We start from the raw sequence: 21,358 nt of genomic DNA, 5'->3' as shown, positions 1-21,358 counted from the left end.
TGCCCGAGTGGTGGAATCGGTAGACACAAGGGATTTAAAATCCCTCGCTTAATAGGCGTGCCGGTTCAAGTCCGGCCTCGGGTACCAAATATTCTCGCAAGAGAATTACAAAAAAGCCTCAACGAAAGTTGGGGCTTTTTTGTATCCAAATTTCCGCTTTAGAACTACGGCCTCAAAACCTTCAATTATACCAATTGCATTAAGTATTTGGCCAGTTCAGAGTCCCTCAGTCTTTTCAATTCAAAGCGCATTGGTAAATAAATGGTTATTCCCTTTTAAGCCAAAGTGGAAAGACTGAGGGGCTCACGTAGTGCGGCTGAGGTTAAACAAATTGGCAAAACGCTGTATGCTTCTCTATGGGATTTGGATATACGACTAAATGGTCTATTTTGTTCCGTACAAAATAAGACATTCCGGCCCTCCTTGGCGGTCAGATTTAGAAGGTACGAGACCAAGGATGGTCGAAGGTAGAATAATGCAGGAGCAATTATCGAGAGCGAAGCAGGATACCAGAGCCGAGAATAACTATTAGCTCAAATCCCACTACTTACCTACAACGTTTTGAATTCCCGCTGAATGGTCAAACTTTTAATGCAATTGGTATTAAATGCTCTGAAAATTATCGTAGTGACAAAGTTTAGACACAAAAAAAGCCCAAATAATTAGGCTTTAAAAGTTTTATGCTTGCCAGCGACTCAAGTTGTTAGATACATTTCGCTGGCTTGGGTAAACCCGCAATTTTTGTCGCTTGCTTGGCCGGCCCTACTGGAAACAAGGTATAAAGATATTTTGAATTGCCTTTGTCTGCACCTAAGCTCTGTCCAATCGCTTTTACGAGTACGCGAATGGCAGGGCTTGTTTTAAATTCAAGATAAAAATTACGCACAAAATTAATCACTTCCCAATGTGCTTCTGTAAGCTCTATCTCTTCATCTTTAGCGATTACAAGCGCTAGTTCAGGGCTCCAGTCACTGACTACTTTTAGGTAGCCTTGGTGATCAGTCTCTATGTTCTTTCCGTTAAATTCAATCATTTCTACCAGCTAATCACTTTGTTATGGGTTAGGGTCAGCGCAACAAAATCTGCGTAACTAATCATTTTGAATGCACTTAAGCGTGATTGTAAGCCACGTGCAATAACATCATCTTCCAGTACTAGGATGTTGTACCCGCTTAAGCGTGATTGCCACTCTTTGTTTAACAAACAATTAACCGCGTTAGACGACAGCAATATGCTATCAGTGCTGTTTATATAGCGTAAACAGAGTTTAAGCGCAGCACTTTGCGCAGCGGACACTTGTATATGATGCAATATCATTAGAATACCAAGACCTCATCAACATGGTTAAAATGCTCAGCAATCGCTTGTGACGAGCTGAACTGAACCTCTAGCTTGATATCGTGCTCTGCAAGCTCTAATTCTTCCATAGCAGCCTCACAGACAAGAATAGTCTCTACATCATATAAGGGGAGAGCGCCAAAAGTGGCGATGTAATCTTTAGCACCGACTGTCTCTGGAGATTGGTGCTTTAACAAGTTTAAGATCCCTTCATCAGTAAAAACTAAGCTAACTTCTTGCTCAAAGCTTGCACTGAGTAAAGCGAGATCAAGTGCTTCGCGACCTTTAGCATTACCGTGGGGGCCTTGACTGAATACAATACAAAGTTTCTTCAACTTCTACTCCTTTACAGCCTTAAAAGCTAACCAATCGATCAGCAGACTCAATACCGGTAACAAGCTCACCCAAGCCGCCCATTATAAACGGCGGCTCCATATTCCAATTCCCTGTGTTGTTTTCTTTTGCTTCGCTAACAGACAGCACTCCACGACGCAGTGCCGCTGAGACACAATTAACTAAGGGGAACTTGTATTGTTCGCTGAGAGATAACCAAGCTTTCTGAAGATCAAACTCGTCACTAGCAGGACTATTAAGGCTATTGGTATTGAGAACGCCGTCTTGATAGAAAAAGACTTTATCAATAAGATGCCCGTTTTGTACCGCGGCTTCGGTAAAGCGATAGGCATTATAACTCGATGCACTGCCGTAAGCAGGGGAGTTAACCTGGATAATAAATTTGATCATGATAAAAAAAATGGCCCTTAAGTAGGACCATTTTAACTCAATTAAAATTAATTGGAATTAGTCATCGTTGCCCATACCCATTAAGTGTAGCAGCGCCACGAATAGGTTAAGGAAATCTAAGTACAAAGAGATGGTTGCGCGAATGTAGTTGGTTTCGCCACCATTTACGATTTTGCTCGTGTCATAAAGGATGAACCCGGTCATCAATAATGCAATACCTGCATTAAGCGCCATGAACACCATGCCGTTACCTAGGAACAAGTTAACCAGTAAACCGACAACCATAATCACTAAACCAGCGATTAAGAAACCACGCATGAAAGAGAAATCTTTCTTAGTGGTTACAGCGTAACCTGAAAGGGCTACGAAGATTACTGATGTTAAGCCTAGTGCCTGCATAATAAGCTGTGGGCCGTTAGCCATACCTGCATAATGGTTAAGGATATAACCTAGCGATGCACCTTGCATACCAGTGAAAGCGAATACCCAAAAGATCCCTGCACTTGACTCAGCTTTGCGTAATGTCACGAACAACAGTACCAAGCTACCAATCGATAAACCTAAAGACATCATAGGGCTAATTGCTAATGCCATGGCTAAACCTGCACATACCGCAGAGAATGCCAATGTCATTGAAAGTAGCATGTACGTGTTTTTAAGTAGTTTATTAACCTCTACAGTCGATTGACCGTAGGCGGTTTGTTGTGTCATATCTCTCATTTCTTTCTCCGAAGACAAATGCTCAAGCTGTATATTTGAGCCTTAATTAACCGGGTAGTTCCCGATTTTCTTAATAAGCCTCAAATTGCTCGTTAAGTTATTGAATCATACATTAGCTTTACCGTGTGATAAAGCTAATGGCAGGTATATCTGTGTCATAAGCAGCGATACAAACCACAAGTTGATTAATTTCAGTCTAGCCAATCCTTTTGAAGTTTCTCTGTATCACCTAAATAATCGAGTACCCAGGCCATTGCGGGTGACTTGTTCGATGCGTTCCAAGCTAAGCAGCAGGGGCTTTTCTTCTTAGAATGTTCAAGCTGCTTTTCGATCAATGCACCAGTCTTAATAAAAGGCGAAGCAAAGTGAGCCGGCATATAACCGATACCCAGTCCGTCACGGAAACAATTTATCGCACGGATCCAATCTGGTACCACTAAACGCCTTTGGTTCTCAAGTAACCAAGTCATACGCTTGGGGATCTCGCGGGAAGTATCTTCTAGGCAGATAGAGGGGTATTGGCGTACTTCATCATCGGTCAATGGTCTATCAACACTCGCAAGTGGGTGGTTTTTACCAACCAAGAAACACCAATCAATTTCCCCCATATCTCTAAAGTGATATTCACCACCGACAGGAATGGCAGTTGTCGCACCAATGGCAATATCACTTCGCCCAGTTGCAATCGACTCCCATACGCCATTAAAGACCTCGATGCGGATGATAAGCTCTACATTGTCGAAGGTTCGATAGAAATCAGCGATTAAGTTACTGATTTTGTCGGCACGAACGATATTGTCTAACGCAATAGCCAGGGTAGGTTGCCAACCATTAGCAACTCTGACCGTATCAGAGCGCATCGCCTCCATCTCGGTCAGTAAAGTGCGGGATTGCTTAACAAAATGCTCCCCTGCTGGGGTTAAGCTAACGCTTCGATGGTGACGAATAAAAAGCACTACACCAAGTTCTTCTTCGATTTGTTTAACTGCATAGCTAACTGCTGAAGGTACTTTATGCAATTTATTAGCAGCTGCGGTAAAGCTGCCAACACGGGCAACCATATCAATTAGCTGCATAGATTGTTCTGATAGCATAGCTCACATCCTGCTGTGATTATTTTTGATGGCTAATGTGAAAAATAAACGTTTCACAGCCATTTGGCAAGTGTTTACACTCCGCATCCTAATTTATCTAATTCTATTTTTATTACTTATGAAATCTCTAATGAATGTTAAATACTATCTATTTCTTACCTATCTAGCGTTGCTAAGTATGCTTGGCTTCATCGCAACGGATATGTATTTGCCTGCATTCAAAGCAATTGAAGACACAATGGCAACATCACCTTCACAAGTCGCGATGTCGTTAACATTCTTCTTAGCTGGTCTCGCGCTAGGGCAATTAATTTATGGCCCTATTGTAGAACGTTTTGGTAAGCGTAATGCGCTAATCTTTGGTTTAACGGTTTTCACATTGGCAAGTATCTCTTTAGCAACGAGCGACTCAATGATAGTTTTCAATATTTCGCGCTTTATGCAAGCGATTGGCGCTTGTTCTGCAGGTGTTATTTGGCAAGCTATCGTCATTGAAAAGTATGACGCCACAAAAGCGCAGAGTGTATTTTCAAACATTATGCCTTTGGTGGCACTATCACCAGCGCTCGCGCCAATCTTAGGGGCATTTATACTCGAATCGTACGGTTGGGAAAGTATCTTCATTACCTTAACCTGTTTAGCGGTAGCAATGATCGCGCTAACTTTTAGTTTTGTTCCAAAAGAAGCTAAACAAACCAACGTCAAAAAAAGTGATATTAGCTACCTATCTATACTGAAAAACACCGGTTATTTAGGGAACGTGGTTATTTTTGGCGCATGTTCAGGTGCTTTCTTTTCTTACCTAACGGTTTGGCCAATGGTTATGGAGCAACATGGTTATGATGCAACTGCGATTGGCTTAAGCTTTATCCCGCAAACAATCATGTTTATTCTTGGTGGTTATGCAAGTAAAACGCTTATTCGTAAGACCGGCACTGAAACTGCACTGAAAGTGCTGTTAAGTCTATTCGGCTTGTGCGTATTGGCTATTGTTATCGTAACTATCCTGGTTAAAGGTCTGTCGATATTCCCACTGCTCACAGCTTTCTCAATACTTGCTGCCTGTAATGGTGCTATTTATCCAATCGTCGTTAACAGTGCACTCCAGCAGTTCCCTAAAAACGCAGCAAAAGCAGCGGGCTTACAGAATTTTATCCAAATTAGTTTGTCCTTTGGTGCATCAAGCCTAGTCGCTATGTGGGTGAGTAAAGGCGAGCTGGCGATAGGTTGGGGCATTATGCTGTGTTCATTTATAGTGTTCGCTGGATTTAAGCTACGCAATTTCAAAAACTGGAATGAAGTTAATGAAAACTTTGTATTCCCAGATCCTGCCCGTATCGGTGCCAGTAAAGAGGAAAAGTAGCCTGTTTGTGGTCTATTTGAGCAACTAGGAACAAATCTTACAATTAAGTCTTTACAAGAATAATAGAGCGCTATATTATTCGCGGCGTTCGGAGAGATGGCAGAGTGGTCGAATGCACCGGTCTTGAAAACCGGCATGGGTTTGTAGCCCATCTAGGGTTCAAATCCCTATCTCTCCGCCACATTAAGATGAAGGGCTACCAGCAATGGTAGCCCTTTTTCGTATACGTCAGAAAAGAACCCCAAGGGTTCCTATTGTTCAAACTTAGCTGACCCTGTGCAAAATTATGATGAAGGGCTAGAGATTTCGTTTAATTTCCAAATAAAAAAAGCCAGCTGCGATAACAACTGGCTTTTGAAAGCTACATCAACGATAGGTTTGTTTAACTCTGTTCAGAAACTAACTTATTTTGTAAAACAGGGTCTGAGAATGTATCTGACTCTGTTGGTTCCTCAACCCGAGATTTACTCCCCACGATACGTTTTAAGTCTTCAATAGTAACGTACAGGCACGGAATGAGTACCAAGGTCACTACCGTCGCAAATAGAACACCAAACGCCAATGAAACAGCCATTGGGATAACCATTTGTGCTTGCATGCTTGTCTCAGCCATAATCGGTACCAGCCCGATAAAGGTTGTTAACGAAGTGAGCAAAATCGCTCTAAAACGTCTACAACCCGCTTCGAGAACAGAACGCTTCATCGGTATGCCAGATTCTCGCGATTTATTGATGTAATCAACCATCACTAAGGAGTCGTTAACCACAACACCGGCCGCAGCGATAATACCAAAGACCGAAAGGGCACTTAAGTCGAGGCCTAACAGCATATGCCCTAACACTGAACCAATTACGCCAAATGGGATCACCGACATGATCATTATTGGCTGTGCGTAAGACTTGAGTGGCACTGCGAGTAGGCTATAGATAACTAGCATTGAGATAAGGAAGTCTCTTAGCTGGGTATCAGCACTATCAAGTTGCTCTTGGATGTTGCCTGAAACTTCACTTTTAACTCTAGGATATTTGGTCAGTAACTCTGGTAAGAAGTTATCTCTGATATCTTTAGCGAGCTTAAACGGTTCAGCTTGATCTGCATCGACAGAGCCCCAAACATTAATCGTTCGGTTACCATTCTCGCGGCGGATACTGTTCACACCATCTGTGATAATGATCGTTGCCACTTCTGATAGTGGAATTTCTGCACCTTGAGGAGTCTTGATAAGTACATCCGAGACTTGAGCAATTGAGTTACGCTGCTCTTCAGGGTAGCGTAGCATCACTTTGATCTCTTCACCGTTACGTAATATACGCTGTGCTTCTAGACCATAGAAACCATTACCTACTTGGCTCGCAATGTCAGCCAAGGTTAACCCTAAGCTGTTTGCTAAAGGTTTAAGCTCAAACTGAACCTCTTTGGCACTCGATTGACGGCTATCGTTAACATCTCCGACACCTTTTAAGGTATTGAGCTTGGCTTTTAATTCCTTAGCTGCCGCAACTAACTGAATATCGTCTTTACCTTCCAGTCTAAAGCTAATGTCTCCGTCATCTCTGCCACCACCAAATAAGTTGTCTTGTATGGTGAATGACTTCATTCCAGGTATGAGTGGCATGCTTTGACGCCATAGTTCAGCAACTGCAAAGGTGTCCATAGGACGCAGCTCTGGGTCAACGAGTTTAGTCATTACCTGAGCTGAAGTACGACCTCGTAGCTCAACCTGCATATCAGAGATCATTTTCTGGCCATACTTTGCTTCTAAATCATCATCGACTCCACGTAATGCTTGCTCAATAGCCAGTGCGGCACTCAGAGTGGCACTTTCCGAGGCATCGATATTCATCTCGAAGTTAATCCGTGGGAAGTCGTGAGGGATCTTTGGTTGGCCAATAAAGCGGACTAAACCACCAGCATATAAACCGGCGCAGATCATGATGAGGCTGATAAAAATCATGATAACGGTATAACGATACTTTACTGCAAGTTCTAAAGATGGACGGTAATACTTAGAGATTAAGATCTTAAGCCCTGAATCAACTTTAGACTGTAAAAAGTTAACCACTATGCGTAACCAGTCTAATGGGTTCTTAGACCCTGGTTGCACCACTTTAGGTTGTTTCATACGCGCTAAATGCGCAGGTAGAATTAACTTTGATTCAACCAATGAGAACAACAGACACAAAATCACCACAAAGCCAATTGCTTGACCAAAGGCGGAGGAGGGGCCGTCATCGAGTGTAATCGGTAAGAAGGCTGCAATTGTAGTTAGAACGCCAAATGTTGCAGGCATCGCTACCCGTTTAACACCTCTAATAACGTTATCAATATTTTGACCTTTCTCTTCACACTCGGCATGGGCACTTTCGCCCATTACAATGGCATCATCGACGACAATACCGAGCACCAGAATAAAGGCAAACAAACTAATGACGTTAATCGTAACGTCTATCATGCCCATAGGCATAAACAACAAGGTGCCTAAGAAACAAACAGGTAAACCCATCATGACCCAAAATGCTAATCTAACTCGTAGGAATAGAGCCAGCAGAATAAATACTAATACTGCACCACTCTTCATGCTATCAAGCATCAGATTAAGTCGACCTTCAAGGTAGTAGGTCATATCTACCCACGGCTCGAGTTTAACGCCTTCAGGTAACACTTGTTGCTTGTCAGCAATATAACCTTTTACGACTTTGGCTACGTCGGTCAAACTTTGATCGTTTGCTGCACCAATGAAAAAGGTAACTGAGTTTTTACCGTTAAATTTGGAGTACTGTATACCTTCTTGAAAACCATCAATAACGGTGGCGACATCACCAAGCAGTAAAGTAGAACCATCTTGCAGTGTTATCAGCGGCAAGCTTTCAAACTCATAACCAACATAAGCTTGGTTTTGAACTCGAAGGTTAATATAGCCATTTTCTGCTCGTATTTGACCCGCAGACATATTACGCGAATAACCACGAACGGCATCTGCAACGTCATTAAAGGTTAGACCGAACTCTCTAAGCCTATCTTTACTCACTTCAATCGCAATCTCGTAGCCAAGTCCGCCATAAAATTCGGTAATATTAACCAAAGGCAGTTGCATTAACTCGTCGTGGATCTTCTCACCTAAGTCTTTAAGCTGTCTCTTATTGAGGTCTCCATAAAGACTAACGTACATGACTTCTTGTCTTAGCTTAATACGTTCGACTTTTGGTCTTTCCATACCGTCAGGAAAGCTTGAAATTGAATCAATTTCAGATTTAACTTCATCCAACACAACTTGTGGATCATAAGAGTCTTCAATTCTAAAGTAACCTGATGAAGCATTACGGTTAGAATAAGTAATTACGCGCTTAAGACCTTGAACACTTTCAAGTGCTTCTTCAATCTTAATGGTGATCCCTTCTTCAACTTCTTGAGGTGCGGCGCCAGGGTAAACGGCATTAAACTCAAGCCAGTTGATCTCAACGGCAGGAAAGAATTGTTTTCGGATAGTATTGGCAGTCAATAGTCCACCAAGCAAAATAATGATCATTAGCAAATTTGCAGCTACGCTATTGCGAGCAAACCAAGCAATGATACCTTTATGTGTATCAATCATGATTTTTCCTTATCTTCCATCGCTATTTGCGTTGGCTGTGTTTCGGAATCGTCATTGTCTAATGATTTGTCTTTAGGCAGAGCAAGTTGCATCCCTTCAATAGGATAATCAAGTGCAGAAGTTATAAGCTTCATGCCAGAGTTCAAGCCATCAGTGATGATCACTTGTGAGCCTATTTGACGTACAACATTAACGTCCACATATTTAAGCTTACTATCATCATCGAGCACGGCTACTTGGCCATTAATTACTAAGTGTCTAGCGACTTTTGTCACTTCACCTGCATGGACACCGCCGATACTTGCTGTGACATAAGTGCCGTAGCGTAATTCATTATTGTTTGATTTAAGTCCATAGGGATCTGCAACTTCAGCGACTAAGTAAGTCATTCGGCTTCGGCTATCAATAACCCCTTCGCTACGAACAATTTTGGCTTTCCACTCTTGTGGTTGGCCAGCAAAATTGCCTTTCAAAATAACATCAGCGTTGTTACCTTTGTTAGTTAAAAACTGGATCTCTTTATCGGCGATAGGTAAGCGGATCTCAGCATTATCAGTGCTTAATACTTTACCCAAGTTTGTACCCATGCTGACATAAGAGCCCAAGCCAATATTGCGTGCTTCAATTAGAGAATCGTAAGGCGCTTTAATCACGGTACGTTCAACATTTCGTTTTGCTCGTTTAAGGCCTGCTTCTGAAGAGTTTAATTTTGCTATTTCTTGTGCAAGTTGTGGCTTACGTAAACTAAGTTCAGTCGGTACGCCGTCTTTAATACGTTTCCATTCTTCTTCTGCGACTTTTCCGAAGGCTTTTTCTTGGACCAGTGTGGCACGCGCCGAAGCCATGGTTGCTTGTGCATCAATCAACGCTGCGTCGTAATCGCTGGGATCAATCTTTGCTAGAATATCTCCTTTTTTAACAAAGCCACCGCGAACGAACTTCTCTGACAGGTATACAATTTCACCGTTTACTTGAGAAACCAATTCTGTTTCATATTTAGCTGCAACCACGCCGTATGAACTTACCGAGAAATCCATTGGTCTGATTTCTACTGCTTGAACAGACACCAATGGAGTGGTGTCCAACTCTTCTTTTTCTTCAGGTGGCTTTTTTAATGCCGCCATACCAGCAAAACCTGCTATACCAATTACAATCACTACTAAAGGTAAAATTATCTGTTTTTTCGTAGCCACGAACACATCCTCTTGTTGAAGCAAACACAACACACATATTTTTGCGTATAAAATAATTGGCCAATAACGCTAATGCCAAACGCAAATCAAATATTATTTTGAGTGTATGTTAATAGATATGAAGAATTGTAACAGCTGGATTGTGTAAACTTGTGTTTCATAGATTTACATTTGAAAGTCATTCGTAGAGATCTATGCTAATAATTCGAAAAGAATAACGATATAAGTTTAGTATTTATTAATGTAATACAGTTAGATGCATAAATTATGAGAGCTAAAATCACTATTGCTCCAAAGATTTACAAGCAACTGGTTTTATATCTTTTAAGGTTAAACGGCAGGCTAAAAATATAACAACTAGTATGATGTTAGAAATTTTTAGTGGGGTAAGAAGACCGTTGATAGGGTGTACAAGGAGATAGAAAGTACAGATGAGAGAAGTCAGCAACTCATCTGTACGCTATTTGAACAGCTATTAGCCACAACATTTCTTATATTTCTTCCCACTACCGCAGGTACAAGGATCATTTCTGTTTGGCTGCTTTTCAAATCGAGTTGTTACAGGCTTATTGAGGATCCCCATTAAATCAATAATGTTTTCTTCCACAGACGTATCGATAGTGACCTGCCCAAGCAGTTGATTATCATCAAGTAGTTTAATGATCTCTTGTTGACGGTCTTCAGTTTGAACCGACAACTCGAGGGGATTCACTTCGGTACCGAGTTTAGCCGCACGTTTTGTGTTGTAACCATAACTTTCATGTTTTGGTTTTGGGGTTTTACGGCCTTTAAAGAAAAATTTATCTGACATCGGTACCAAACTCTAGATTGAAAATGTAATAGGACGAAGCTTTATACAGCAAAACCAACTAATTTGATACGCCGAGCCTCTAGTTGAGGCGAATTTAGCCAAAAATATGACATAAACTCGCAATCTTCCTACAAAGCCCTACCTTTCGACCTTTTAGTTATTTCCGCATTGGCAAAAAGTTTGTTAAAATTAGTGAAAATTAAAGGAGAGCGTTATCTATGCCAGTTTATGTTGTGGGCCACAAAATCCCAGATTCTGATTCAATTTGTGGTGCAATCGCACTAGCACATCTTAGAAACCAAATTGGAGAAGCTTCTGTTGCTTCTCGTTTAGGTGAGCTTTCACCTGAAACCGCGTTTATTCTCGACAAATTTGGTTTTGACGCACCAGAGCTAAAGATGAGCTACGCTGGTGAAGAAGTTTACATCGTTGACCACTCGGAGCTGACTCAAGCACCGGATGATATTGCAGAAGCAACCATTGTCGGTATTGTTGATCACCACAAACTAGGTGATCTTACCACCTCTACTCCATTAGAGTGTTGGATCCGTCCAGTTGGCTGTAGTAACACCATCATAAAGATGATGTATGACTTTTATAATGTTGAGATCCCGAAAGAGATTGCCGGCATTATGATGTGTGCAATTTTGAGTGATACGGTCATTTTCAAATCACCAACTTGTACAACAGCCGATATCAAGTGTGTTGAAGCGCTGGCAGAAATTGCTGGCATTGGTGACTATAAAGAGCTTGGTATGGATATGTTTAAAGTTAAATCAGCGGTAGAAGGTACGCCTGCTCGTGATTTAGTATTACGTGACTTTAAAGATTTCAACATGAATGGCAACTTAGTTGGCATTGGTCAGCTTGAAGTAATTGATTTATCAGTATTTGATGATATTAAAGCAAGCTTAGTAGCTGATATTGCAGCGCTAAAAGCAGAAGGCAACCGCCATAGTGTGTTGTTACTTCTTACCGACATAATGAAAGAGGGGTCGGAAATGCTTATCGTTAGTGACGATGCAGCTATTATCGAATCTGCTTATGATAAGCCAGCTAGCGATGGAAAAGTGTGGTTAGATGGTGTGCTTAGCCGTAAGAAGCAAGTAGTCCCACCTCTACAAGCAGTATTCGCTTAAACCTTAGTTTGAAGTGTAAAAAAGGCCGAACATCAGTTCGGCCTTTTTTATTGCGTGTTGCGACTACGACTTTTGTTTGTAGAGTGGTTTCAATCTCAGCTGCGCTTTACCAAGCAAGCTCTTAGGGTTATACACGCCTTTCTTATCAGTATTCCCCACTTCAATGCCAGTCAGCAATTCAATCGCTTCATTAACATGGCTTATAGCCCAAATATTAAAACGACCTTTTCGTACCGCTTCTACAATGTCCGGCCGGAGCATTAAATTATGGATGTTCGAAACAGGGATAATGACCCCTTGGCTATTTTTGCGTCCTTTAATTTTACAAACATCAAAGAAGCCTTCAATTTTTTCGTTTACGCCACCAATTGGCTGAGATTCACCGAACTGATTCATAGAACCCGTTATAGCGATATCTTGCCTTAATGGTTGGTCGGCAAATGAAGACAACATAGCACAAAGCTCGGCCATGGTTGCGCTATCGCCATCAACGCCACCATAAGACTGCTCGAAAGTTAAGTGAGTCGACAGAGGGATCTTATCGGTTTTACCCAGAACTGAGGCAATATAAGCGGTAAGAATCATCACACCTTTAGAGTGAATACTGCCACTTAAGTCAACGGTACGCTCAATATCGAACACTTGACCTTCACCAAATGAGGTAGTCGCCGTGATACGGCTTGGTGCACCAAATTGGTAGTCGGTTGTCGACATCACCGACAGGGCATTAACTTGCCCGGTTCGTTTACCTTCTGTGGAGATTAATGTAGTGCCATTAACAAAAGACTGCATGTAGTCATCTTTAGCACGACAAATTCTATTCTCTTTATTGGCTAACGCTTGCTCTACATGACTGACACGGATCATATTCGCGTTCACTGCGCGGGCGCAATAGTTGGCTTCGCGCAGTAAATTAGCCGTATCCACGGAGTGCAGTGACAGCATATTCTGATCATCAGCTTGACGAGAGCTAAACTCAATAATGCGAGCAATCGCTTTTCTATCGCAATGCAGCATTTTATTACTGTGTATAATGCTCGAGATAAACTGTGCGTAGTGTGCTTCAGACTCGTCAGTGCGAGGCATTCTATCTTCAAAATCTGCAGTGACCCTAAAGAGCTCAGTAAATTCAGCGTCATATTGTTGAAGTAGTTTATAGGTTGCGAAGTCACCAAATAAAATGATCTTTACATCTAGCGGAATGGCTTCAGGATCGAGAGATATAGCGCCTGAAAGGGTCACTTCGCGCTCCAATGACGTTAGGCTGAGCTTTCTTGAGCGCAATGCGCGTTTCAACCCATCCCATACGTACGGATGCTCTAACACTTTTACCGCATCAATCATTAACACACCGCCGTTTGCCTTATGCAAACTACCAGGGCGAATGAGTGAAAAGTCGGTAAACACAGTGCCTTTATAGGTCGCTGTCTCTACGTAGCCAAATATAGTGTGATAATTTGGTGTTTCTTCAACAATAATGGGTTGATAAGGCGAGTCTTGTGCCACCAGAACATTGATCTGGTAGCGTCTTGGCATCTTTTTACTCATTGAAGCGTAGGCTAGGGCTGCTTGCTCTTCGCTCTCTTCAAGGAATATGTCGAGGTTATCGAGAATATCCTTATGCATCGCCTTAATATAGGCTTTTACATTGGCCTGGTCTTTATAGTTCTCTTTTAGTTTCGCAAAGGCCAGTGATAAGACTTCTTCAGCAACTTCTTCGTCATGTTTCTGTTGCTTTTCAGAATACTCATCTTCCCATTCAGTGATTTTTCTGACAATGCCGCGTAACTTTGCTTCAAGCGAGCTAATCGCAGCCTGCATTGAGTCTTGCTCTTGTGGCGACAACATCAAATAGCTTTCTTCTGAGTGCGGTTCTTCGCCATTTAGTGCAACCAACTCGTAATTGCCCTGAGGAGAAATAGACAGCCCAATACTGTGAGTTTTTGCTTCCTCTGTTAGCTGAACTAGTGCTTCTTCCTGTTTTGCTGCTAATTGATTTTTGAGTTTGTCTGCTCGGGTATAATACATCTCGTTGTCAAAAGCCAACGGTAGTCCCTTTGACAACTTGAGCATTAATTTTTCGATCTGTTTTTTAAACTTTAGGCCAGTTCCAGCAGGTAGAGTCAATACTTTTGGGCTGCGGGTATCATCGAAGTTAACCACATAGCACCAGTCATAAAGCGTACGGCCATTTGAGTTCTCTTTTTGACGGCTAAGGTGGCGCAGTACCATAGTGCGCTTACCCAGGCCATTGCGGCCTAATGCATAAATGTTATAGCCCTTTTCTTTCATGGAAAGGGCGAACTCTACCGCTTGTTGCGCACGCTCTTGACCGACAATTTTGTCGAGCGGTTCCAAATGTTTGGTTGACTTACAGCTAGTAGGGAGCTTTTTAAGCCCCGAAGTTCGGTATAGTTGGTCACTACTGAGAGGTGTTATTGGCATAGTTGTTCCTCTTATGACGGTTAATAATTCTACTCTATACAGTTAGATAGCATTTATCCGCAAAAATATAACCTAAATGAGCAAAATCACCTCGATAAGCTTTTAACTGCTGTATAAGTAGCCAAGTAGGGCGGTTTAGAAGGAACAAATTGGTGCTATTGAAGAGTTAGTGTGACGCATTTAGCAAGCTTTGCGAATTAATAATAGGATATTTCCTACTATAAAGCCGCCTATGAATATGACTAAGGCTTATAAACCTTTCAGATATTGAGCCCGTGTGGAAACGGACAAAGCCTTATAGAGTTGCTCGTCACTTTTACAACCTGCCAGCTGCTGCAAATAGTCTTGAAAGGCATTAACGAAATTGATTTGTGGGCAAACAAAATCAGTTTTCGTTTTAACTGTACGCAGATCTAACAGCACAGAGTCAAACTTGTTAGGGATGTCATTGACAATGCTGGGATTGAAAAACAGTTCAGCTCCAATTAAGTTATTATGATCACGACGCTTTTTATCAATGACAAAATCCACCTGTTTAACATTGGTAATGGTGGTGTGCTTTTTACAAATTGATAAACATTTATCATCCATCACTTGTTTATCACACCCTGCAGACTGTAAGAATAAGCACTGGCGACTGGTCATTAACAAAATCGGGTGCAATACACTGTAATGTAAACTAAACCCATGCGGGGCGCGAATCGGTTTTATCTGTTTTTTATTCAGTTCATTAGAAATGAATGCCCCATTGCAACCCTGTTTTTGTAAGCTTGTTAAACTAAATGAGTTGCTGGTATTAAGGTGTGGTCCTGCGATCCAATTAACACCTAACTGTTTCGCGATAAAACCAACACCGGTGTTATTAGTCACAATCTGTATTTGTGGTATCGACTCCAATAAGTGTGCAACGGCTTCAAACTCTTGCTGTAGCACAATAGCGCTAAACCAAGGAGTTAGTTCCGGCTCTGTATTAAAAAGTTTAATTAATTTTTCAGATTCACAGGCTATCGAATCGGGTACCGCATAGTAAACGTTTAGCGTTTTCACTGTGTTTTGTTGTTTAAGTGCTCTGTATAAAGCGAGCTCTTTTCGATTACCAATCAATACCGCACAAATGGGATGACTACGTTCTGACTCCGCAGAACTGGGATCTGCGTTATTAACAAAACGTGTTTTTTTGACTTCATTAAATTCGACTGGATTGATCTGATCCTTTTTACCATTTAGAAAACTCACTATCGCTATCTTCATCTGGGTTAACTCTTTAAACGAAAGGTAAACATCGCCAACGTACTGTGAAAAATCGATATTGTTTAATTGATGCTTATAAGAGTTAAGGCTTGCAAAGCGTTTAGTGAGCTCATCTTTTGACAAGTTATATTTGGTTGCAACCGATAGCAAACTCGTCGATTGCACACTAAAGCTCGGTTGTTTGTCCGTAGCGACAAAAACATCGATGGTTAAAGCAGTACCTAATTGGCCACTAATCACCAGTTTGATAATTGGTTTGCTAATATCTAAGGTATTAATCTGCTCGCCAACGGAGTCGATAATCAGTGTTTTCTGATCATATAAGCGCTGCTTAACGACTTGTACAATATCTGTAGAAGTATGAGACTTTAGTTGCTCTATCGCACTAAAGTGCTGAACGGCATTGTCGCGAGGGTTATCAATATACATCGCTTTACCGACGTTCCCGGATAAATAACCATTGGTAAAGTCTCGGTTAAATACGGTGTATAACGCAGTCTTGTCTTTTGATAGTGCTTGTTTTTGTTGTAGTTGGTTAATTTGCTTACGCCAGGTACTGATCACGCTGTGCACATAATGGTATTTCTTTATCCGGCCTTCAACTTTTAGAGAATCTACGCCAGCGTCAACTAATGCCTCTAGATCATCAAAGGCAGAGTTATCTTTCATATTGAGTGGATATTCAGCACCTACCTCTGTGGTTAGGTATTGATCACGGCAAGGTTGGCTACAACGACCGCGGTTACCTGAATTACCGCCATGAGCTGAACTGAAATAACAAACCCCGGAAAAGCCAATACAGTTGGAACCATGAACAAATACTTCAGTTAGCATATCTAACTGATGCGCTTTTTCCGACATCTCCCTAATTTCACCTAGATTGAGTTCTCTAGACAGATTTGCACGGTTTGCCCCCATTTGCTGAAGAAATGACAGTTGACCTGTATTGTGGGTGGTTAGTTGAGTAGAAGCATGCACTTCTAACGATGGGTAATACCGTTTTAAGATCTCAAATACGCCAAGATCTTGTACAATGACTCCATCTATATCGGTATTGACCAGTTGATTAAGTAATTTAAAAAGTGCAGGTAATTCGTGTTCTAACACTATGATATTTAAAGTTAGAAATAGCTGGCAGTCATGTTGATGAGCGACTCTTAACAGTCCACAAAGTTGTTCAAAGTTTAAGTTTTCGGCACGTTTTCTAGCATTGAAATTATCAAGACCGCAGTAAACCGCATCAGCGCCAGCGACTATAGCGGCTTTAATAGAATCAATGTCTCCACCTGGCGCTAATAACTCAACATTTCTCACAGTTTTTATCTCTCAATCAAACCAACTTGATACAGCAATAATAATTCTAAAATTCCAGCCTTTGATCGCTCGACCTGAACTTACAGTATATAGCTGTGTAATAAGCCGGTAATTTTAAAGGCTCGCAGATATCGTGGCTACGGCGCATGATTAACTTATTGCTAAACTATGAGGTTGATCGGCTAACCGCGTCGATTAATTTGGCCATTGACTATAACTATTGCATAAATCAGTTTAACAAAGTGATCATTTAGCACATTTTTGATTAGAAGAACTCCAAAGTCCCTCGCTATCTGGCTTTTATACTCTACAGCCAATTGATTAACGGGTTAAAACCTCTTAGGATCCCTAATTACTTATTAAACGCCAAGACTGAAGTAGATGAACAACACTAAACTCAACAAAGCCCAGCTAGCACTGTATTTTATCTATGACAGTCATTGTCCATGGAGTTACGCCGCAACTCCTTTAGTGAATGTACTTAGTGAAGCATTCCCGAAAATGCAACTTCACTTATTACATTGCAGCCATTTTAACGGCAGTGATAGTACAGGGCTTGACCAGGTTAACGCAGTAAAAGACGTCGCAAAGGTTAAGTTTGGTAGAGAACATATTCGTTATGCTAATAGTCCAAAGGATGCGACAAAAGTAGCAAATCTTATGGCGTGGCTAGAAACAAAACAACCAGATAAGATGCTAACCGTCCTTAATGCAATCCAAAAAGCGCATTTTATTGATGGTAATCCATTAACCAATAAACATGACTTTAGTGAGTTGATTTCGACGCATAAATTATCCCCATCTAATAAAATATTTAGAGATGAATTGATCAATGACGCAGAGCAGATATTAGCGGGTATAGCCGAGATCTATGAAGTTCTTGGCACAACATCATTTCCTGCACTGCTTATCACGGTAGATGATCAGGGTATCTTCATCGATCACTCTAAATACCTATCTGCGCCAGAGTCAGTGGTTGAAAGTGTCTTGCAAGAGATGCAAAACTTAGATTAAGTTTGCAAGAGCATTTTGAGGCAGAGCCTTGTTAAAGGCTTTGTCTTATCGTAACGGGAAACGCTCGCCATTATTGGTTCAACTTAACCTAAAACCACATGCAGCTAGTACCACCAACAACTGAACATTTACTACAGATGATGACTTGGTTTACTACTCAACATCAAGTTTGTCAGTGGGCTGGTTCCAGTTTCAGATACCCCTTTGATATTGTCACATTCACGGAAGATCTTTCGCTGGATAGACTTGCTTCCTTCGCTCTCGTGTCTGATAGACAAGAGTTATTAGGGTTTGCTCAATATTATCCGCGCTTAGAAAAGTGTCATTTAGGCAGAATTGTTGTAAATCCAACTTGCCGAGGAAAGGGCATATCTAAAGCTTTGGTAGAGCAGCTTAATGCATGTGGCCTCAATCAACTCGGGTTACGTCAAAGCTCTCTATTTGTGCTCAAAGATAATCAAGCTGCACTCAATAGTTATCTAAAGCTGGGGTTTGTTGAGAGTACTTACCCAGAATCTATACCCCTTGATCATTGTTTATATATGACTAGAGCCACAAAATAGCGTTAAGTATTTTCTATCTAAGATTGTCATCAAAAATCAGCGAGACTCTACACCGCCATAGATATCAATAGTGAGCCCGCGCTGCTCAGCGTAGTTTTTGGGAGTGAGTCCAATCTGTTTCTTTAAATGCCGAATTAGGTGTGGTTGGTCGCTAAAACCAAATTTAAATGCCACCTCAGCCCAATCAATGTCAACAGTTTCGCGCTGATATATATACTCCAGCATCGCCTCTAACTTGTTCATCGACTGACACTGCTTCATGGTTAACCCCGTCACTCGGTTAAAGCTGCGCTCTAGCGTGCGCTGTGAGCAGTGAAGTTTATTACCCAACTCTGAAATTAGACTATTTTCTAAAAGAGGCAGCACCTTGCGGGTTAGCTCACTGTGCTGATCTTCATAAGTTGTATTGAACAGAGGCAACAATAACTCATCAAGTTTATCGCAACACTTAGTCGCATCGATTCGCCCCAATTCAATAAGCTGCTCTATATCTGAACTTTTTGTTCCAAGTAGTTGACTAAGATCGGCATCCACAGCTTGGTTAAGAGTAGGGTGGCTATAACCCTCAATATTAAGTGAGTAGAGCGCACCAATGTGAAACTTGATACCTAAGTAGATAAAGCGCTGACTATGATCTAATTGCAGTGTTTGTTGCTGAGGGTAAAGCCAATGACAACCTGTGCCGTTACTTTCAGTTGGTAAAGTTTGATAAATATAGCGCTGCTGTTGCGGACATAGTATCAAATGCGTTGCAGGTTCAGGATTTAGCTTAGGAAAGTGATAGCTTTCATCTTTATTAGTTTTCTCAATTAACCAAAAAAGTGCTACATATTTGGCTATTGTTTGGTTTTTTGGGGGCTTGGACCAAATCTGCATGGTAAGGGGCTACTTTATCAACGCTATCCACAGAATAAGTTACCACAGATATTAACAGGCCCTCACTTATTCAATCAGTAATTAAATGAATAAATCTGTACCAGAGTAGCTCTGATAGATTTGTCCCCATGTTTGCACTTAAGTAATTACTCTCTATTACGACCTTTTCAAGCCCGTAAACGTCCGCAAGTAAATGCAGATCTTCGACTAGGGCTGCGGACATATTTTCTGAAAGCTCTGCAACATCACTCGGGAAATCATCGCTTAAATCAACAGTAATGACCCTGTGATTATTAGAGACTTTTACTGTAACTAAATCTTTTAATATTACTGAGCTGTTTTGCTGGTGATAGATAAATATGACGTTGCTGCCTTCACCACAATCATGAACTTTAAAGTCTTTATTATTAAGATTGATTACATCGAACTGCACTGTTCTAACTCCATTAAATTTAACGACCGGTCAAATAGGACAATGTTCAGATAAGTACACTTATATCTTGAACAATCTCGGTGATCCCGATTGTAAAAAACTGGACGCCCATACAAATAAGTAAGAACCCCATAATTCGGGTAAATGCATCAATGCCATTTTGTCCAAGCGCTTTTAAAAGTGGGTAAGCCATACTGAGAATAAAACCAGCAATAAAGCTAACAACAACGAAACCACCTATCACTCCAGTGTAGATACTTAATCGCTCTAGTTCCTGCTCACTGGTTGCGATCTCTGCAGCAAGGCTGATAATTAAGGCCATCGTACCGGGACCACAAAGGGAAGGGATAGTTAAAGGCACCAAGGCAATTGAACCTTTAGGAGCTGTACAATCCAGATTTTCAGGTTTTGGAAACAGCATATTGAATCCGATCGCGCAGATAATAATTCCACCGCCTAGTCGTAAGCTAGGAATGGAGATACTAAACATCTCCAGTACCGATGCACCGATAAAAAAGGTGACGCACATGGCGATAAACAAATAAAGGCTAACGGTTTTAGCCTGATTAACAATGTATTCTTTATTTTGTCCTTTACTCAATCCAAGCAGGACAGTTGCGGCTGCAGGGGGATTCATCATTGGTAGTAAGCCAAGAATGGTGAGAGAAAAATAGGTCAAAAGTGTTTCAATATTCATTACGCTTTCCATAAAACTGCCCAGGATAGATTATCGCTTATTCGTCTAAAATCTAAACGGGAACATTAATTTGTTAATTTAACAGGGCGTTTCTTTCTTAAGACTCTAACGATTAAAGTAATAAAGGCGAGTGTCATCAGTGCCAGGCTTATCAATAGAAAATACTTAGTAAGAAGTTCTTGGTGTTGGCTAACAAAAGGGTGTCGCATAATTGATTTTCCAGCATAAAGAAGGGTAACAACCCAAACGATGGAGCTGGATAGACTTATCATAATGGTACGAGTAAGACTCAACTTAGCTATCCCCATAAGCATAGGTGTCAGTACCCTAACAAAAGGAATAAAGCGAGAGACAAACAAGGATAGAAAACCAAATCGTTTGAGTAAGCGCTTTGCCTTATACACAGACTTGTCTGGCAACACCTTTTCAAATTTGTCCATAAATTGCGTGCCTTCAAGGCAACGACCTTGTAAATAAGCTATCAAGGTTCCTATTGAAGCTGAAAAGCTAAGGACTGCAACAGCTGTGTAAAAATTAATTGCGCCTAAACCGACCAAGCCGCCAACAAATAACACTAAACCATCGCCAGGTAACGGTAAGAAAACAAAGCTAGACTCTAGTAATAAAACCATAGCCAGTAGCAGTAATAAGATGTTTAGCGACTCAATTTTCAGCAACACATTAAAATCTTGCACCCAAATTGCTGACAGTATTTCTTGCATGAGATGTCCTAGTTCTTAACCAAAGTTATGCTAGGCCAGCGTGTAAACT

At 41.2% G+C, this 21,358-nt stretch carries 19 protein-coding genes and 2 tRNA genes; 6 read left to right on the top strand and 15 right to left on the bottom strand.

Annotated elements, in window-relative coordinates; genetic code table 11:
• Position 1 precedes the first annotated feature (1 nt).
• A tRNA-Leu gene (locus L2730_RS19925) sits at positions 2-87 on the top strand.
• 616 nt (positions 88-703) lie between these two features.
• Here the strand turns inward: L2730_RS19925 and L2730_RS19920 are convergent.
• The 6 genes from L2730_RS19920 to punR form a co-directional block, all read right to left on the bottom strand.
• On the bottom strand, positions 704-1,033 hold the full coding sequence (locus L2730_RS19920) for a TusE/DsrC/DsvC family sulfur relay protein (protein ID WP_428848477.1): 330 nt from the start codon (positions 1,031-1,033) through the stop codon (positions 704-706).
• A gap of 2 nt (positions 1,034-1,035) precedes the next feature.
• Positions 1,036-1,317: a sulfurtransferase complex subunit TusB gene (gene tusB / locus L2730_RS19915; RefSeq protein WP_248976184.1), complete on the bottom strand. Its 282-nt coding sequence runs from the start codon at positions 1,315-1,317 to the stop codon at positions 1,036-1,038.
• Positions 1,317-1,673, bottom strand: coding sequence for a sulfurtransferase complex subunit TusC (gene tusC / locus L2730_RS19910; RefSeq protein ID WP_248976183.1), 357 nt, complete (start codon positions 1,671-1,673; stop codon positions 1,317-1,319). Before tusC ends, tusB begins: the two co-directional genes overlap by 1 nt.
• A gap of 19 nt (positions 1,674-1,692) precedes the next feature.
• Entirely contained in the window at positions 1,693-2,082 is a 390-nt protein-coding gene (tusD, locus tag L2730_RS19905) for a sulfurtransferase complex subunit TusD (RefSeq protein WP_248976182.1), read from the bottom strand.
• 57 nt (positions 2,083-2,139) lie between these two features.
• Complete coding sequence (locus L2730_RS19900) at positions 2,140-2,793, bottom strand: Bax inhibitor-1/YccA family protein (protein ID WP_220736505.1); 654 nt, start codon at positions 2,791-2,793, stop codon at positions 2,140-2,142.
• Positions 2,794-2,993: 200 nt separating this feature from the next.
• Positions 2,994-3,896, bottom strand: a complete 903-nt coding sequence (gene punR, locus L2730_RS19895; protein ID WP_248976181.1) for a DNA-binding transcriptional activator PunR — start codon at positions 3,894-3,896, stop codon at positions 2,994-2,996.
• Positions 3,897-4,026: 130 nt separating this feature from the next.
• Here punR and punC point away from each other — a divergent pair, with 130 nt between their 5' ends.
• Together punC and L2730_RS19885 are read left to right on the top strand one after the other, a co-directional pair.
• Positions 4,027-5,259: a purine nucleoside transporter PunC gene (gene punC, locus L2730_RS19890; protein WP_428848476.1), complete on the top strand. Its 1,233-nt coding sequence runs from the start codon at positions 4,027-4,029 to the stop codon at positions 5,257-5,259.
• 90 nt (positions 5,260-5,349) lie between these two features.
• Positions 5,350-5,440 (top strand) — tRNA-Ser (locus L2730_RS19885).
• A 201-nt stretch (positions 5,441-5,641) separates the two neighbouring features.
• On the opposite strand, the gene L2730_RS19880 is transcribed toward L2730_RS19885, so the two are convergent.
• The 3 genes from L2730_RS19880 to L2730_RS19870 all read right to left on the bottom strand — a co-directional run bounded on the left by L2730_RS19880 (position 5,642) and on the right by L2730_RS19870 (position 10,855).
• Entirely contained in the window at positions 5,642-8,851 is a 3,210-nt protein-coding gene (locus tag L2730_RS19880) for an efflux RND transporter permease subunit (protein WP_248976179.1), read from the bottom strand.
• Positions 8,848-10,044, bottom strand: a complete 1,197-nt coding sequence (locus L2730_RS19875) for an efflux RND transporter periplasmic adaptor subunit (RefSeq protein ID WP_248976178.1) — start codon at positions 10,042-10,044, stop codon at positions 8,848-8,850. The genes L2730_RS19880 and L2730_RS19875 overlap by 4 nt, the downstream gene beginning before the upstream one ends.
• Positions 10,045-10,519: 475 nt before the next feature.
• Positions 10,520-10,855, bottom strand: a complete 336-nt coding sequence (locus L2730_RS19870; RefSeq protein ID WP_248976177.1) for a PBPRA1643 family SWIM/SEC-C metal-binding motif protein — start codon at positions 10,853-10,855, stop codon at positions 10,520-10,522.
• Between the two features lie 218 nt (positions 10,856-11,073).
• Between L2730_RS19870 and L2730_RS19865 the strand changes: the two genes are divergently transcribed.
• Positions 11,074-11,994, top strand: coding sequence for a manganese-dependent inorganic pyrophosphatase (locus L2730_RS19865; protein WP_248976176.1), 921 nt, complete (start codon positions 11,074-11,076; stop codon positions 11,992-11,994).
• Positions 11,995-12,057: 63 nt separating this feature from the next.
• Here the strand turns inward: L2730_RS19865 and L2730_RS19860 are convergent, their stop codons facing one another.
• Positions 12,058-14,439, bottom strand: coding sequence for a Lon protease family protein (locus L2730_RS19860; RefSeq protein ID WP_248976175.1), 2,382 nt, complete (start codon positions 14,437-14,439; stop codon positions 12,058-12,060).
• Between the two features lie 249 nt (positions 14,440-14,688).
• Complete coding sequence (locus L2730_RS19855) at positions 14,689-17,004, bottom strand: peptidase U32 family protein (protein ID WP_248976174.1); 2,316 nt, start codon at positions 17,002-17,004, stop codon at positions 14,689-14,691.
• Between the two features lie 381 nt (positions 17,005-17,385).
• Between L2730_RS19855 and L2730_RS19850 the strand changes: the two genes are divergently transcribed.
• Both L2730_RS19850 and L2730_RS19845 read left to right on the top strand, forming a co-directional pair.
• Positions 17,386-18,018: a protein-disulfide isomerase gene (locus L2730_RS19850; RefSeq protein WP_248976173.1), complete on the top strand. Its 633-nt coding sequence runs from the start codon at positions 17,386-17,388 to the stop codon at positions 18,016-18,018.
• Between the two features lie 98 nt (positions 18,019-18,116).
• On the top strand, positions 18,117-18,581 hold the full coding sequence (locus L2730_RS19845) for a GNAT family N-acetyltransferase (RefSeq protein ID WP_283105797.1): 465 nt from the start codon (positions 18,117-18,119) through the stop codon (positions 18,579-18,581).
• A 36-nt stretch (positions 18,582-18,617) separates the two neighbouring features.
• Here L2730_RS19845 and L2730_RS19840 read toward each other — a convergent pair whose 3' ends face one another.
• From L2730_RS19840 to L2730_RS19825, 4 genes are all read right to left on the bottom strand, one after another.
• Positions 18,618-19,457 carry a helix-turn-helix domain-containing protein gene (locus L2730_RS19840; RefSeq protein ID WP_248976172.1) on the bottom strand — a complete coding sequence of 280 codons (840 nt, stop codon included), beginning with the start codon at positions 19,455-19,457 and terminating at the stop codon, positions 18,618-18,620.
• A 70-nt stretch (positions 19,458-19,527) separates the two neighbouring features.
• Positions 19,528-19,890, bottom strand: a complete 363-nt coding sequence (locus L2730_RS19835; protein WP_248976171.1) for a hypothetical protein — start codon at positions 19,888-19,890, stop codon at positions 19,528-19,530.
• A gap of 46 nt (positions 19,891-19,936) precedes the next feature.
• Positions 19,937-20,587, bottom strand: a complete 651-nt coding sequence (locus L2730_RS19830) for a MarC family NAAT transporter (RefSeq protein WP_248976170.1) — start codon at positions 20,585-20,587, stop codon at positions 19,937-19,939.
• 65 nt (positions 20,588-20,652) lie between these two features.
• Complete coding sequence (locus tag L2730_RS19825) at positions 20,653-21,309, bottom strand: DedA family protein (RefSeq protein ID WP_248976169.1); 657 nt, start codon at positions 21,307-21,309, stop codon at positions 20,653-20,655.
• Between the last annotated feature and the right edge of the window lie 49 nt (positions 21,310-21,358).

Origin of the sequence: Shewanella kaireitica (assembly GCF_023284045.1) — a bacterium.
Classification (GTDB): domain Bacteria; phylum Pseudomonadota; class Gammaproteobacteria; order Enterobacterales; family Shewanellaceae; genus Shewanella; species Shewanella kaireitica.
This window is presented reverse-complemented; position numbering and strand designations above follow the sequence as displayed.

Bases quoted from the DNA above. Each gene is read 5' to 3' on its own strand.
- L2730_RS19920 (WP_428848477.1), bottom strand. From the start codon at position 1,033: ATGATTGAATTTAACGGAAAGAACATAGAGACTGATCACCAAGGCTAC.
- tusB (WP_248976184.1), bottom strand. From the start codon at position 1,317: ATGATATTGCATCATATACAAGTGTCCGCTGCGCAAAGTGCTGCGCTT.
- tusD (WP_248976182.1), bottom strand. From the start codon at position 2,082: ATGATCAAATTTATTATCCAGGTTAACTCCCCTGCTTACGGCAGTGCA.
- L2730_RS19900 (WP_220736505.1), bottom strand. From the start codon at position 2,793: ATGACACAACAAACCGCCTACGGTCAATCGACTGTAGAGGTTAATAAA.
- punR (WP_248976181.1), bottom strand. From the start codon at position 3,896: ATGCTATCAGAACAATCTATGCAGCTAATTGATATGGTTGCCCGTGTT.
- punC (WP_428848476.1), top strand. From the start codon at position 4,027: ATGAATGTTAAATACTATCTATTTCTTACCTATCTAGCGTTGCTAAGT.
- L2730_RS19880 (WP_248976179.1), bottom strand. From the start codon at position 8,851: ATGATTGATACACATAAAGGTATCATTGCTTGGTTTGCTCGCAATAGC.
- L2730_RS19870 (WP_248976177.1), bottom strand. From the start codon at position 10,855: ATGTCAGATAAATTTTTCTTTAAAGGCCGTAAAACCCCAAAACCAAAA.
- L2730_RS19865 (WP_248976176.1), top strand. From the start codon at position 11,074: ATGCCAGTTTATGTTGTGGGCCACAAAATCCCAGATTCTGATTCAATT.
- L2730_RS19860 (WP_248976175.1), bottom strand. From the start codon at position 14,439: ATGCCAATAACACCTCTCAGTAGTGACCAACTATACCGAACTTCGGGG.
- L2730_RS19850 (WP_248976173.1), top strand. From the start codon at position 17,386: ATGAACAACACTAAACTCAACAAAGCCCAGCTAGCACTGTATTTTATC.
- L2730_RS19845 (WP_283105797.1), top strand. From the start codon at position 18,117: ATGCAGCTAGTACCACCAACAACTGAACATTTACTACAGATGATGACT.
- L2730_RS19840 (WP_248976172.1), bottom strand. From the start codon at position 19,457: ATGCAGATTTGGTCCAAGCCCCCAAAAAACCAAACAATAGCCAAATAT.
- L2730_RS19830 (WP_248976170.1), bottom strand. From the start codon at position 20,587: ATGAATATTGAAACACTTTTGACCTATTTTTCTCTCACCATTCTTGGC.
- L2730_RS19825 (WP_248976169.1), bottom strand. From the start codon at position 21,309: ATGCAAGAAATACTGTCAGCAATTTGGGTGCAAGATTTTAATGTGTTG.